The organism is Embleya sp. NPDC056575 (assembly GCF_042793325.1).
Lineage (GTDB): Bacteria > Actinomycetota > Actinomycetes > Streptomycetales > Streptomycetaceae > Embleya.
This window is the reverse complement of the sequence record NZ_JBHTVA010000017.1, coordinates 33,118-47,200: the sequence shown is the minus strand read 5'-3', so window position 1 is coordinate 47,200 and position 14,083 is coordinate 33,118. Positions and strand designations below refer to the sequence as shown.

The 14,083-nt window shown below is 67.9% G+C and carries 9 protein-coding genes and 1 tRNA gene; 9 read left to right on the top strand and 1 reads right to left on the bottom strand.

Annotation, left to right across the window (positions count from 1 at the left end; translation table 11 throughout):
* Positions 1-12 precede the first annotated feature (12 nt).
* Positions 13-1,281, bottom strand: a complete 1,269-nt coding sequence (locus ACFRCG_RS15730; protein WP_380031806.1) for a pyridoxal phosphate-dependent aminotransferase — start codon at positions 1,279-1,281, stop codon at positions 13-15.
* Between the two features lie 206 nt (positions 1,282-1,487).
* On the opposite strand from ACFRCG_RS15730, the gene ACFRCG_RS15725 reads away from it, so the two are divergent.
* The 9 genes from ACFRCG_RS15725 to ACFRCG_RS15685 all read left to right on the top strand — a co-directional run bounded on the left by ACFRCG_RS15725 (position 1,488) and on the right by ACFRCG_RS15685 (position 14,031).
* Positions 1,488-1,560 (top strand) — tRNA-Trp (locus ACFRCG_RS15725).
* A 119-nt stretch (positions 1,561-1,679) separates the two neighbouring features.
* Positions 1,680-2,006, top strand: a complete 327-nt coding sequence (gene secE, locus ACFRCG_RS15720) for a preprotein translocase subunit SecE (protein WP_078979280.1) — start codon at positions 1,680-1,682, stop codon at positions 2,004-2,006.
* A gap of 64 nt (positions 2,007-2,070) precedes the next feature.
* Positions 2,071-2,946 carry a transcription termination/antitermination protein NusG gene (gene nusG, locus ACFRCG_RS15715; RefSeq protein WP_380031804.1) on the top strand — a complete coding sequence of 292 codons (876 nt, stop codon included), beginning with the start codon at positions 2,071-2,073 and terminating at the stop codon, positions 2,944-2,946.
* A 172-nt stretch (positions 2,947-3,118) separates the two neighbouring features.
* Complete coding sequence (gene rplK, locus ACFRCG_RS15710) at positions 3,119-3,553, top strand: 50S ribosomal protein L11 (RefSeq protein WP_380031983.1); 435 nt, start codon at positions 3,119-3,121, stop codon at positions 3,551-3,553.
* Between the two features lie 132 nt (positions 3,554-3,685).
* Positions 3,686-4,402 carry a 50S ribosomal protein L1 gene (gene rplA / locus ACFRCG_RS15705; protein WP_126636177.1) on the top strand — a complete coding sequence of 239 codons (717 nt, stop codon included), beginning with the start codon at positions 3,686-3,688 and terminating at the stop codon, positions 4,400-4,402.
* 411 nt (positions 4,403-4,813) lie between these two features.
* Complete coding sequence (rplJ, locus tag ACFRCG_RS15700; protein WP_380031802.1) at positions 4,814-5,377, top strand: 50S ribosomal protein L10; 564 nt, start codon at positions 4,814-4,816, stop codon at positions 5,375-5,377.
* A gap of 93 nt (positions 5,378-5,470) precedes the next feature.
* Positions 5,471-5,854, top strand: a complete 384-nt coding sequence (rplL, locus tag ACFRCG_RS15695; protein ID WP_380031799.1) for a 50S ribosomal protein L7/L12 — start codon at positions 5,471-5,473, stop codon at positions 5,852-5,854.
* A 683-nt stretch (positions 5,855-6,537) separates the two neighbouring features.
* Entirely contained in the window at positions 6,538-10,017 is a 3,480-nt protein-coding gene (gene rpoB, locus ACFRCG_RS15690; RefSeq protein WP_126636173.1) for a DNA-directed RNA polymerase subunit beta, read from the top strand.
* A gap of 138 nt (positions 10,018-10,155) precedes the next feature.
* Positions 10,156-14,031 (top strand): DNA-directed RNA polymerase subunit beta', encoded by a 3,876-nt coding sequence (locus ACFRCG_RS15685; protein ID WP_126636172.1) that lies wholly within the window; start codon positions 10,156-10,158, stop codon positions 14,029-14,031.
* Positions 14,032-14,083 lie beyond the last annotated feature (52 nt).

Sequence of the window (14,083 nt, the reverse complement as noted above, 5' to 3'; positions counted from 1 at the left end):
GACGAACCGCGGCTACTTCGCCTCGGCCAGCAATTCCGCGATCCGGCGTACGCCCTCGACCAGGTCCTCGTCGCCGAGCGCGTACGACAGGCGCAGGTAGCCCGGAGTGCCGAACGCCTCGCCCGGCACCACCGCCACCTCGACCTCGTCCAGGATCAGCCCCGCCAACTCGGCCGAGGTCGCGGGGCGCGCGCCCCGGATCTCCCGGCCGAGCACACCCTTCACCGACGGATAGGCGTAGAAGGCGCCCTTGGGCTCGGGGCACTCGACGCCCGGGATCTCGTTCAACATCCGCACGATGGTGCGCCGGCGCCGGTCGAACGCCGTCCGCATCGTGTCCACCGCCGACAGATCCCCGCTCAGCGCGGCCAGCGAGGCGGCCTGGGCGATGTTGCAGACGTTGGAGGTGGCGTGCGACTGCAGGTTCCCGGCGGCCGCCACCACATCCCGAGGGCCGATGATCCACCCGACCCGCCACCCGGTCATCGCGTAGGTCTTGGCCACCCCGTTGACGATCACGCAGCGGTCCGCCAGCTCCGGCACCACCACCGGCATCGAGACGAACTCGGCGTCGTCGTAGACCAGGTGTTCGTAGATCTCGTCGGTCAGCACCCACAACCCGTGCTCGACCGCCCAGCGCCCGATCGCCTCGGTCCGCGCCCGCGAGTACACCGCGCCGGTCGGGTTCGACGGCGAGACGAACACCAGCACCTTGGTGCGCTCGGTCCGGGCCGCCTCCAACTGCTCGACCGACACGAGGTAGCCGGTGGTCTCGTCGGCGACCACCGCCACCGGGACGCCGCCCGCGAGCTTGATCGACTCGGGGTAGGTGGTCCAGTACGGCGCCGGCACCAACACCTCGTCGCCGGGATCGAGCAGGGCCGCGAAGGCCTCGTAGATGGCCTGCTTGCCGCCGTTGGTGACCAGGACCTGTGCCGGATCCACCGCCAGGCCCGAGTCGCGCAGCGTCTTGGCCACGATCGCCGCCTTCAACTCCGGCAGCCCGCCGGCCGGGGTGTAGCGGTGGAAGCGCGGTTCGCGACAGGCCGCGACCGCGGCGTCCACGATGTAGTCAGGCGTCGGGAAGTCCGGCTCTCCGGCGCCGAAGCCGACCACGGGACGCCCGGCGGCCTTGAGCGCCTTGGCCTTGGCGTCGACCGCGAGCGTCGCGGACTCGGCGATGGCGCCGACGCGGATCGAGACCCGTCGCCCGGCGGCGGACCCGGACCCGGACGCGGACCCGGACGCGGCGGACGGGGAGCTGGGGGTGGAAGCCGTCATGCCGGCCATCGTCGCATTCGTCCTCGCCGAGAGCACGCCGATTCCGCGCCGCGAGCACACCCGAACTTCGGTACCGTCACGGCACGGGTTCGACCTGACGCACCCGACCCCGTACACTCGACGCTTGGCGGTCCCAACCTGCGTGCTGCCGCGCCCGAAACCTGTGTTCTCGGGCCGGTGACTCCGCTAGGTTGATGACCAAACGAAGGGCACTAGCTCAATTGGCAGAGCACCGGTCTCCAAAACCGGGGGTTGGGGGTTCAAGTCCCTCGTGCCCTGCGATGTGCGAGAGCGGTCGATCCTCGGATCGACCGTGACGTGCACGCAGTCAGCGCAAACTGTCGGCGCCGACAACCCCGTCGGTGATCCACGGTCGGACCGGATCAGGTGAGGACGAGTTGACGGAGGCCCACGGCTCCACGGCTACGCCTGAGCACAGCAGCTCTGATGGCCACGGCTCCGACGACGTGCCCCCCGGCGGTCGCCGGGCCAATCGCCCGAAGGGCTCCTCGGGCAAGCCGGAGCAGAAGAAGAAAAACCTGTTCGCGCGGGCGGCTCTCTTCTACCGGCAGATCATTGCCGAGCTGCGCAAGGTCGTCTGGCCGACCCGCAACGAGCTGAGCACGTACACCACCGTGGTCATCGTGTTCTGTCTGATGATCATCGGAATCGTCTACGGACTCGACCTCGCCTTCGCGAAGGCCGCACTCGCCGTCTTCGGCTGAGCCCCGTCCCTCGCAGCGCGCCTGCAACGACCGTTCGACCCCCAGCCAGGAAGAAGCACCCAACGTGTCTGACCCGAACCTGTCCGCCGACAACTCCGCCGATGAGACGGGGACCCTGTCGGAGCAGGCGGAGGCCGCGGCTCCCGAGGACATCGCCCTCGAGGACGCGGCCGAGGCCCCGGCCGTCTCCACCGATGACGACGTGGAAGATGTCGAGGCCGGCGAGGAAGACGCCGAGGGCGCGGAAGCCGAGTTCGCCGACGACGAGGACGAGGACGACGACGAGTTCGCCGACGCGTCCGAGTCCGACGACGAGGCCGAGGCAGCCGAGGACGTCCCCGAGGGCGACCCCGTCGAGGACTTCAAGGAAGTCCTCCGTCGCGCCCCGGGCGAGTGGTACGTCATCCACTCGTACGCCGGCTACGAGAACCGGGTGAAGGCCAACCTCGAGTCCCGCACCACCTCGCTCAACATGGAGGACTACATCTTCCAGGTCGAGGTGCCGCAGGAAGAGGTCGTCGAGATCAAGAACGGTCAGCGCAAGACCGTCAAGCGCAACAAGTTCCCCGGCTACGTGCTGGTCCGGATGGACCTGACCAACGAGTCGTGGGGCGCGGTGCGCAACACCCCCGGTGTCACCGGCTTCGTCGGCAACGCGCACGAGCCCTTCCCGCTCACCCTCGACGAGGTCGTCAAGATCCTCGCCCCCGAGGAGGAGAAGGCGACCGGCGGCGGCAGCGGCGCCAAGAGCACCACCGAGGTCAAGGTGCTCGACTTCGAGGTCGGCGACTCGGTCACCGTCATCGACGGCCCCTTCGCGACGCTGCAGGCGACGATCAACGAGATCAACGCCGACTCGCAGAAGGTCAAGGGCCTGGTGGAGATCTTCGGGCGCGAGACGCCGGTCGAGCTCTCGTTCAACCAGATCCAGAAGAACTGATACTTCCCCCTGGTGGGGCCCCGGTTCGCCGGGGCCGCACCCGGGTGGTGGACAAGGCGCCCTCACAACGGTGGTTATCGTTGAGTGGGCGCCGCACCGCGTGGCGGGCCCGAACACGTCCGCGCTCCGCGTGGTGATCGGGACGTACATCTCGTCGAAGGACCCGGAAAAAATGCCTCCCAAGAAGAAGAAGCTGTCAGCGATCATCAAGCTGCAGATCAAGGCCGGCGCAGCCACGCCGGCCCCGCCGGTCGGCCCCGCGCTGGGTCAGCACGGCGTCAACATCATGGAGTTCTGCAAGGCCTACAACGCGGCGACCGAGTCGCAGCGTGGCGACATCGTCCCGGTGGAGATCTCGGTCTATGAAGACCGCTCCTTCACCTTCGTGACGAAGACGCCGCCGGCCGCGCGCCTGATCCTCAAGGCCGCCGGTGTCGAGAAGGGCTCGGGCGAGCCGCACAAGACCAAGGTCGCGAAGATCTCTCGCGAGCAGATCCGCGGCATCGCGCAGACCAAGATGGCCGACCTGAACGCCAACGACCTCGACGCCGCCGAGAAGATCATCTCCGGCACCGCGCGTTCGATGGGCATCACGGTCGAGGGCTGATCCAGCCCCCGCAGCACTCGGCAGTACCGAAACAGCGCGGGAAGGTGTGCGTACGCCCACCGACTCGCGGAGTGGAAGGGTCCGCGCGACCCGCTCCCACCACAACTCCTTTCAGAATTCCAGGAGCTTTCAGTGAAGCGCAGCAAGTCCTACCGCGAGGCCGACACCAAGGTCGACCACGAGCGTCTCTACTCGCCGCTCGAGGCCGTTCGCCTGGCCAAGGAGACCTCGCCCACCAAGTTCGCCGGCACCGTCGAGGTGGCCATGCGCCTGGGCGTCGACCCGCGCAAGGCCGACCAGATGGTCCGCAGCACGGTCATCCTCCCGCACGGCACCGGCAAGACCGCCCGGGTCCTGGTCTTCGCGACCGGTGACCGTGCCGAGGCTGCCAAGGCCGCCGGCGCCGACATCGTCGGCTCCGACGAACTCATCGACGAGGTCGCCAAGGGTCGGCTCGACTTCGACGCCGTCGTCGCCACCCCGGACCTCATGGGCAAGGTCGGCCGCCTGGGCCGCGTGCTCGGCCCGCGTGGTCTGATGCCCAACCCGAAGACCGGCACGGTCACGCCCGACGTGGCGAAGGCCGTGAACGAGATCAAGGGCGGCAAGATCGAGTTCCGCGTCGACAAGCACTCGAACCTGCACTTCATCATCGGCAAGACGACGTTCGACGACGCCCAGCTCGTCGAGAACTACGCCGCCGCCCTCGAAGAGGTGCTCCGCGCGAAGCCGTCGGCCGCCAAGGGCCGCTACATCAAGAAGGTCGGCGTCTCGACCACGATGGGCCCCGGCATCCAGGTCGACCCCAACCGCACCCGCAACCTCCTGGTGGAGGAAGAGGCGGTCTGATCCGCCCCGCACGCGAACGAGGCCCGGCACCCCACACGGCGTGCCGGGCCTCGGCACGTCCGGCCCCGGCGAAGCCCGCGCCGCCCGCCCGACGGAAAGCGATTTGCTCCGAACGAGTGCCGTCGCGTACCTTTATCCCAAGCCAAAGACCGTCGGTCGTTGTCGTCGCGCCGCAAGGCGGATCGACAAACGAAGGTTCCGCATCGCGGACGGCCTGCGCAGGTGTGAACGTGAGACGTTACCCCCGATACATACGGTTGCCGTGTGGATCGAGGATGTACGCCCCGTGCGCCTGCGCCGGGGCGTTTTTCGTGTGTGGACCCCTTCCGCCCCGCGGACCGGCGAATTCATCCGGCACAGGTCGACCGCCACGGTCGACCGGCAATCGCATCGCGGAAGGAGGCCAGCCCCATGGCGAGGCCCGACAAGGCGGCCGCGGTCGCCGAGCTCACGGACCAGTTCCGTGACTCGAACGCCGCAGTGCTGACCGAGTACCGCGGGCTCACCGTCGCGCAGCTCAAGGAGCTGCGTCGTTCGCTCGGTGAGAACGCGCAGTACGCCGTGGTGAAGAACACGCTGACCAAGATCGCCGCCAACGAGGCGGGCATCGATCAGCTGGACGACCTCCTCGAGGGCCCGTCCGCGATCGCGTTCGTCACGGGTGACCCCGTGGAGGCCGCGAAGAGCCTGCGTGACTTCGCCAAGGCGAACCCCCTTCTCGTCATCAAGGGCGGCGTCCTTGAGGGCAAGGCGCTCAGCGCCGACGAGATCAAGAAGCTCGCGGACCTCGAGTCCCGCGAGGTGCTGCTCGCCAAGCTGGCGGGTGCCATGCAGGGTTCCATGGCCAAGGCCGCGGCGACCTTCCAGGCTCCGCTCACGCAGTTCGCCCGCACCGCGGACGCGCTTCGGGCGAAGGTCGAGCAGGGCGGTGCCGGCGAGCCGGCTCCCGCCGCGGAGGCCGAGACCGCCGAGTAGTTCGGCAGTCGCGACCGACGTCGCCGGGGGCAGCGCCCCCGCCCATCCACACCACCCGGCACCAGCCGAATTGATCAGGAAGGAACGCCGATCATGGCGCTCACGCACGAAGAGCTCATCGAAGAGTTCAAGGCCATGCCCCTCATCCAGCTCGCGGACTTCGTGAAGCTGTTCGAGACCACCTTCGACGTCAAGGCCGCCGCCCCGGCCGCCGTCATCGCCGGCCCCGCCGGCGGCGGCGCCGCTGCCGAGGCCGTCGAGGAGCAGGACGAGTTCGACGTCATCCTCACCGGTGCCGGCGACAAGAAGATCCAGGTCATCAAGGAGGTGCGCGCGCTCACGAGCCTCGGTCTGAAGGAGGCCAAGGACCTCGTGGACTCCGCCCCCAAGGCGCTCCTGGAGAAGGTCTCGAAGGAGGCCGCCGAGAAGGCGAAGGCCGCCCTCGAAGGCGCCGGCGCCTCGGTCGAGGTCAAGTAATTCGACGCCGCCCATCCGGGCGGCATCACCGAAGGCGATCGTCCGTCAGGGCGGTCGCCTTCGGGCTTTTCGGGGCCGGTTTCGGGCTCGCCCGCACCCGGTCGGCCGGCTCCGGCGGGCCGTCGGAAGGGGTCGCGCGGCGCCCGATACGCCCCGATCGGCCTCGCCCGAAAGGGTGATACTCCCAACACCCTGAGCAGTCGCCGAACCCCCGCGCACCAGCGTCGTCGTGCCCTCGCCGAGGGCGTGCGCCACGGCGCGCGCCGCCGGTTCGAAGCGCGCCGTCCGGGCGTTGTCGGACCGGCGGTCTACCGTGTTTTCCCGGCTTCCCGAGGCTTCTCGCCAACTCGGTCGGCCGCTGTGACGAGACTCTCGCCGCAGGCCGCGAGTTCGGGACGGAGGTCCTGTTTTCTCGGCGCTCGGAAGGGTTCCGTCGGCCGTCAGGGGGAAAGCAACCCCTTGACGAACGGATCGGGGCGCGCAATTCTTCGGACGCACCCCTGAAGCACGGTTGCCGGATGGTTCACGAATCCGGGTGGTGGACCGGCCCTTCATAGGGGCTGGACAGCGGTGTGCCTTGTGGCTACACTGACCCTTTGCGCTGCCTATTGACTTATCCCGGTGTATGAACCCGGGCCGTCCAGTATGCGCATAGTGAGTCCGAGCCCTCGGAAGGACCCCTCTTGGCCGCCTCGCGCACCGCCTCCGCTACCAACCCCGGCGCCGCCACTGCCCCGCTCCGCATCTCCTTCGCCAAGATCAGGGAACCCCTGGAGGTTCCGAACCTTCTCGCGTTGCAGACCGAGAGCTTCGACTGGCTGCTCGGCAACAGTGCGTGGAAGGCACGGGTCGAGGCCGCCCTCGCGGGCGGACAGGATGTGCCCACCAAGTCCGGACTCGAAGAGATCTTCGAAGAGATCTCGCCGATCGAGGACTTCTCCGGTTCGATGTCCCTGACGTTCCGGGACCACCGGTTCGAGCCTCCGAAGAACTCCATCGAGGAGTGCAAGGAGCGCGACTTCACCTACTCGGCGCCGCTGTTCGTCACGGCCGAGTTCACCAACAACGAGACCGGCGAGATCAAGAGCCAGACGGTCTTCATGGGCGACTTCCCGCTCATGACCAACAAGGGCACCTTCATCATCAACGGCACCGAGCGTGTCGTGGTGTCCCAGCTGGTTCGCTCGCCGGGTGTCTACTTCGACAGCCAGGTCGACAAGACGTCCGACAAGGACATCTTCAGCGCGAAGGTCATCCCCTCGCGTGGTGCCTGGCTGGAGCTGGAGATCGACAAGCGCGACACCGTCGGTGTCCGCATCGACCGCAAGCGCAAGCAGAGCGTCACCGTGCTGCTGAAGGCGCTCGGCTGGACCGACTCCCAGATCCTGGAGGAGTTCGGCCAGTACGAGTCGATGCGCCAGACCCTGGAGAAGGACCACACCCAGGGCCAGGACGACGCGCTGCTCGACATCTACCGCAAGCTGCGTCCGGGGGAGCCGCCGACCCGCGAGGCCGCGCAGACCCTGCTCGAGAACCTCTACTTCAACCCGAAGCGCTACGACCTCGCCAAGGTCGGCCGCTACAAGGTGAACAAGAAGCTCGGGGTCGAGCAGGCGCTGGACGCCGGCGTCATGACCGTCGAAGACGTCATCGCGACCATCAAGTACCTGGTCAAGCTGCACGCCGGCGAAGAGGCCATGGAAGGCGCGTCGGGCCAGGAGATCGTGGTCGAGGTCGACGACATCGACCACTTCGGCAACCGTCGCCTGCGCAACGTCGGCGAGCTCATCCAGAACCAGGTCCGCACCGGCCTGGCCCGGATGGAGCGCGTCGTCCGCGAGCGCATGACCACCCAGGACGTCGAGGCGATCACGCCGCAGACGCTGATCAACATCCGGCCGGTCGTCGCCTCCATCAAGGAGTTCTTCGGCACCAGCCAGCTGTCGCAGTTCATGGACCAGACGAACCCGCTGTCGGGCCTGACCCACAAGCGTCGTCTGTCCGCGCTCGGCCCCGGTGGCCTCTCGCGTGAGCGGGCCGGCTTCGAGGTCCGCGACGTGCACCCCTCGCACTACGGCCGCATGTGCCCGATCGAGACCCCCGAAGGCCCGAACATCGGCCTGATCGGCTCGCTCGCCTCCTACGGCCGGGTCAACGCGTTCGGCTTCGTCGAGACGCCGTACCGCAAGGTCGTCGAGGGCCGGGTCACCGACGGCATCGACTACCTGACGGCCGACGAGGAGGACCGCTTCGTCATCGCGCAGGCCAACGCCCCGCTGAACGAGGACGACTCGTTCGCCGAGGCCCGTGTGCTCGTGCGTCGCCGCGGCGGCGAGATCGACTACATCCCCGGCGACGAAGTCGACTACATGGACGTCTCGCCGCGCCAGATGGTGTCGGTCGCGACCGCGATGATCCCGTTCCTCGAGCACGACGACGCGAACCGCGCGCTGATGGGCTCGAACATGATGCGCCAGGCGGTGCCGCTGCTGAAGGCGGAGTCGCCGCTGGTGGGCACCGGCATGGAGTACCGCGCCGCGGTCGACGCCGCCGACGTGATCACCGCCGAGAAGCCCGGCGTGGTGCAGGACGTCTCGGCCGACTACATCACCGTGATGAACGACGACGCGACGTACACCACGTACCGCGTGCAGAAGTTCATGCGCTCCAACCAGGGCACGTCCTTCAATCAGAAGGTCGTCGTCGACGAGGGCGCGCGGGTCGAGGCCGGCCAGGTGCTGGCCGACGGTCCGTGCACCGAAGAGGGCGAGATGGCCCTCGGCAAGAACCTCCTCGTGGCGTTCATGCCGTGGGAGGGCCACAACTACGAAGACGCGATCATCCTGTCGCAGCGTCTGGTGCAGGACGACGTCCTCTCCTCGATCCACATCGAGGAGCACGAGGTCGACGCCCGTGACACCAAGCTCGGCCCGGAGGAGATCACCCGGGACATCCCGAACGTCTCCGAAGAGGTCCTCGCCGACCTGGACGAGCGCGGCATCATCCGGATCGGCGCCGACGTCGTCCCCGGCGACATCCTGGTCGGCAAGGTCACGCCCAAGGGCGAGACCGAGCTGACCCCGGAGGAGCGCCTGCTGCGCGCGATCTTCGGCGAGAAGGCGCGTGAGGTGCGCGACACCTCGCTCAAGGTCCCGCACGGCGAGTCCGGCAAGGTCATCGGCGTGCGCGTGTTCGACCGCGAGGCCGGCGACGAGCTGCCGCCGGGCGTGAACCAGCTGGTCCGCGTCTACGTCGCGCAGAAGCGCAAGATCACCGATGGTGACAAGCTCGCCGGCCGGCACGGCAACAAGGGCGTCATCTCGAAGATCCTGCCGGTCGAGGACATGCCGTTCCTGGAGGACGGCACCCCGGTCGACATCATCCTCAACCCGCTCGGTGTCCCGTCCCGGATGAACCCGGGTCAGGTCCTGGAGACGCACCTCGGCTGGATCGCCAAGACCGGCTGGAGCGTCGAGGGCGACGACGAGGACTGGAAGGGTCGCCTCCGGGCGATCGCGGCCGACCAGGGTGCCCCCGGCACCAACGTCGCCACCCCGGTCTTCGACGGCGCGCGCGAGGAGGAGATCACCGGTCTCCTCGACTCGACCAACAAGACCCGTGACGGTGTCCGGCTGATCGACGGCACCGGCAAGGCGAAGATGTACGACGGCCGCTCCGGCGAGCCGTTCCCGCACCCGGTCTCGGTCGGCTACATGTACATCCTCAAGCTGCACCACCTGGTCGACGACAAGCTGCACGCCCGGTCGACCGGTCCCTACTCGATGATCACCCAGCAGCCGCTGGGTGGTAAGGCCCAGTTCGGTGGCCAGCGCTTCGGTGAGATGGAGGTGTGGGCGCTCGAGGCATACGGTGCCGCCTACGCCCTCCAGGAACTGCTGACCATCAAGTCCGACGACGTCCTCGGCCGCGTGAAGGTGTACGAGGCGATCGTCAAGGGCGAGAACATCCCGGAGCCGGGCATCCCCGAGTCCTTCAAGGTGCTCATCAAGGAGATGCAGTCGCTCTGCCTCAACGTGGAGGTCCTCTCCAGCGACGGTATGTCGATCGAGATGCGCGACACCGACGAGGACGTCTTCCGCGCTGCGGAGGAGCTTGGAATCGACCTGTCGCGGCGCGAGCCGAGCAGCGTCGAAGAGGTCTGAGGCTCCCTCCCGGGTCCGGCCGCGAGGCCGGACCCGGGATTTCGACCCCAGTCCTGATGAAGACACACACTGGTGGACACGGCACAGCCCCCGCCGTGACCGCCGGGACCAAACCCCGAAAGAGGGATTGACGAAACAGTGCTCGACGTCAACTTCTTCGACGAGCTGCGTATCGGCCTCGCTACCGCAGACGACATCCGCCAGTGGTCGCACGGCGAGGTCAAGAAGCCCGAGACCATCAACTACCGCACCCTGAAGCCGGAAAAGGACGGGCTCTTCTGCGAGAAGATCTTCGGTCCGACCCGGGACTGGGAGTGCTACTGCGGCAAGTACAAGCGTGTCCGCTTCAAGGGCATCATCTGTGAGCGCTGCGGCGTCGAGGTCACTCGCGCCAAGGTGCGTCGTGAGCGCATGGGCCACATCGAGCTCGCCGCGCCGGTCACGCACATCTGGTACTTCAAGGGCGTGCCCAGCCGCCTCGGCTACCTGCTCGACCTCGCCCCGAAGGACCTGGAAAAGGTCATCTACTTCGCGGCGTACATGATCACGTACGTCGACGACGAGCGTCGCCAGCGCGACCTGCCGTCCCTCGACGCCAAGATCTCGGTCGAGCGTCAGCAGATCGAGCAGCGCCGTGACGCCAGCGTCGAGGAGCGGCAGAAGAAGCTCGAAGCCGACCTCGCCGAGCTGGAGGCCGAGGGCGCCAAGTCCGACGTGCGCCGCAAGGTGCGCGAAGGCGCCGAGCGCGAGATGAAGCAGCTGCGCGACCGCAACCAGCGCGAGCTGGACCGGCTCGACGACGTGTGGACCCGGTTCAAAAACCTCAAGGTCCAGGACCTCGAAGGCGACGAGATCCTGTTCCGCGAGATGCGGGACCGCTTCGGCACCTACTTCATGGGCGGCATGGGCGCGCAGGCGCTCCAGCGTCGGCTGGAGTCGTTCGACCTCGACGCCGAGGCCGAGAAGCTGCGCGAGATCATCCGCACCGGCAAGGGCCAGAAGAAGACCCGCGCGCTCAAGCGCCTCAAGGTCGTCTCCGCGTTCCAGCAGACCCGGAACAGCCCCAACGGCATGGTCCTGGACTGCGTCCCGGTGATCCCGCCGGACCTGCGTCCGATGGTGCAGCTGGACGGTGGCCGCTTCGCGACCTCCGACCTGAACGACCTGTACCGCCGCGTGATCAACCGCAACAACCGCCTGAAGCGCCTGCTCGACCTCGGTGCCCCCGAGATCATCGTGAACAACGAGAAGCGCATGCTCCAGGAGGCCGTCGACGCGCTGTTCGACAACGGCCGCCGCGGTCGTCCGGTGACGGGTCCGGGCAACCGGCCGCTGAAGTCGCTGTCCGACATGCTCAAGGGCAAGCAGGGTCGTTTCCGGCAGAACCTGCTCGGCAAGCGTGTGGACTACTCCGCGCGTTCGGTCATCGTCGTCGGCCCGCAGCTCAAGCTGCACCAGTGCGGTCTGCCGAAGGCCATGGCGCTCGAGCTGTTCAAGCCGTTCGTGATGAAGCGCCTGGTGGACCTCAACCACGCGCAGAACATCAAGTCGGCCAAGCGCATGGTCGAGCGCGCCCGCCCCGTGGTGTGGGACGTGCTCGAAGAGGTCATCGCCGAGCACCCGGTGCTGCTCAACCGCGCGCCGACGCTGCACCGTCTGGGCATCCAGGCGTTCGAGCCGCAGCTCGTCGAGGGCAAGGCCATCCAGATTCACCCGCTCGTGTGCACCGCGTTCAACGCGGACTTCGACGGTGACCAGATGGCCGTGCACCTGCCGCTGTCCGCGGAGGCGCAGGCCGAGGCCCGCATCCTGATGTTGTCCAGCAACAACATCCTGAAGCCGGCCGACGGCCGCCCCGTCACCATGCCGACCCAGGACATGGTGCTCGGGCTGTTCTTCCTGACCTCCGAGCGGGAGAACACCAAGGGCGACGGGCGCGTCTTCGCGTCCACGGCCGAGGCGATCATGGCGTTCGACGCCCGTGAGCTCGACCTGCAGGCGAAGATCGAGCTGCGGCTGCCGGCGGGCACCGTCCCGTCGCGCGGCTGGGTCGCGCCCGAGGGCTGGGAGCCCGGTTCGCCGCTGCGCGTGCGCACCTCGCTCGGCCGCGCGTTGTTCAACGAGCTCCTGCCGGCGGACTACCCGTTCGTCGACGAGGAGATCGGCAAGAAGACGCTGTCGGTCATCGTCAACGACCTGGCGGAGCGGTACCCGAAGGTGGTCGTGGCGGCGACGCTCGACAACCTGAAGGAGGCCGGCTTCCACTGGGCCACCCGTTCCGGTGTCACCGTCTCGATCTCCGACGTCGTCGTCCCGCCGGCGAAGAAGGAGATCCTGGAGCGCTTCGAGGCCCAGGCCGAGAAGGTCCAGAAGCAGTACGAGCGCGGCCTGATCACCAAGGACGAGCGTCAGCAGGAGCAGATTCAGATCTGGACCAAGGCGACCAACGAGGTCGCCGAGGCGATGAACCTGAACTTCCCCAAGACGAACCCCATCTTCATGATGGTCGACTCGGGTGCTCGCGGAAACATGATGCAGATGCGCCAGATCGCGGGTATGCGCGGCCTGGTGTCGAACGCCAAGAACGAGACGATTCCCCGTCCCATCAAGGCGTCCTTCCGCGAGGGCCTGTCCGTGCTCGAGTACTTCATCTCGACGCACGGTGCCCGTAAGGGTCTGGCCGACACCGCGCTGCGTACCGCCGACTCGGGTTACCTGACCCGTCGTCTGGTGGACGTCTCGCAGGACGTCATCGTGCGCGAGGAGGACTGCGGCACCGACCGCGGTCTGGTGTTGTCGATCGCCACGCGTGGCGCCGACGGCGTGCTCCGCAAGGACGACGACGTCGAGACCAGCGTCTACGCCCGCAACCTGGCCGAGGACGTCGTCGTCGACGGCAAGGTGCTGGCCCCGGCCAACGCCGACCTCGGCGACGTGATCATCAACCACCTCGTCGCCGAAGGCGTCGAGTCGGTGAAGACGCGGTCGGTGCTGACCTGCGAGTCCAAGGTCGGCACCTGCGCGATGTGCTACGGCCGTTCGCTGGCCACCGGCAAGCTGGTGGACATCGGCGAGGCGGTCGGCATCATCGCCGCCCAGTCGATCGGTGAGCCCGGCACCCAGCTGACGATGCGTACCTTCCACACCGGTGGTGTGGCGGGTGACGACATCACCCAGGGTCTGCCCCGTGTCGTCGAGCTGTTCGAGGCGCGCACCCCCAAGGGTGTCGCCCCGATCAGCGAGGCGGCCGGTCGGGTCCGCATCGAGGACACCGAGAAGACCCGCAAGGTCGTCGTGGTGCCGGACGACGGTTCCGAGGAACTGGCGTACGCGGTCAGCAAGCGCTCGCGCCTGCTGGTCGAGGAGGGCGACCACGTCGACGTCGGCCAGAAGATGCTCGTCGGCGCGGTCAACCCGCACGACGTGCTGCGCATCCTCGGCCAGCGCGCGGTGCAGATCCACCTCGTGGCGGAGGTCCAGCAGGTCTACCGCTCGCAGGGTGTGTCGATCCACGACAAGCACATCGAGATCATCATTCGGCAGATGCTCCGCCGCGTGACGATCATCGAGTCGGGCGACGCCGAGCTGCTTCCGGGCGAGCTGGTCGAGCGCGGTCGCTTCGAGACGGAGAACCGTCGGGTCATGTCGGAGAGCGGGCACCCGGCCTCGGGCCGTCCGCAGCTCATGGGCATCACCAAGGCGTCGCTGGCCACCGAGTCGTGGCTGTCGGCGGCCTCCTTCCAGGAGACCACCCGGGTGCTCACCGACGCGGCGATCCACGCCAAGTCGGACCCGCTCCTTGGCCTGAAGGAGAACGTGATCCTGGGCAAGCTCATCCCGGCCGGTACGGGCATGCCCCGCTACCGCAACATCCGGGTCGAGCCGACCGAGGAGGCCAAGGCCGCCATGTACTCGATGTCCGGGTACGACGAGGCCGACTACTCCGCGTTCGGCTCCGGCTCCGGCCAGGCCGTCCCGCTGGAGGAGTACGACTTCGGCGGCTACCAGGGCTGATCCGTCCCGGTACCGGACAGGGCCGCCATCCTTCGGGGTGGCGGCCCTGTCG

Excerpts from the sequence above, each read along its gene's own strand:
- rplJ (WP_380031802.1), top strand. The coding sequence starts at position 4,814 with ATGGCGAGGCCCGACAAGGCGGCCGCGGTCGCCGAGCTCACGGACCAG.
- ACFRCG_RS15730 (WP_380031806.1), bottom strand. The coding sequence starts at position 1,281 with ATGACGGCTTCCACCCCCAGCTCCCCGTCCGCCGCGTCCGGGTCCGCG.
- rplL (WP_380031799.1), top strand. The coding sequence starts at position 5,471 with ATGGCGCTCACGCACGAAGAGCTCATCGAAGAGTTCAAGGCCATGCCC.
- rplK (WP_380031983.1), top strand. The coding sequence starts at position 3,119 with ATGCCTCCCAAGAAGAAGAAGCTGTCAGCGATCATCAAGCTGCAGATC.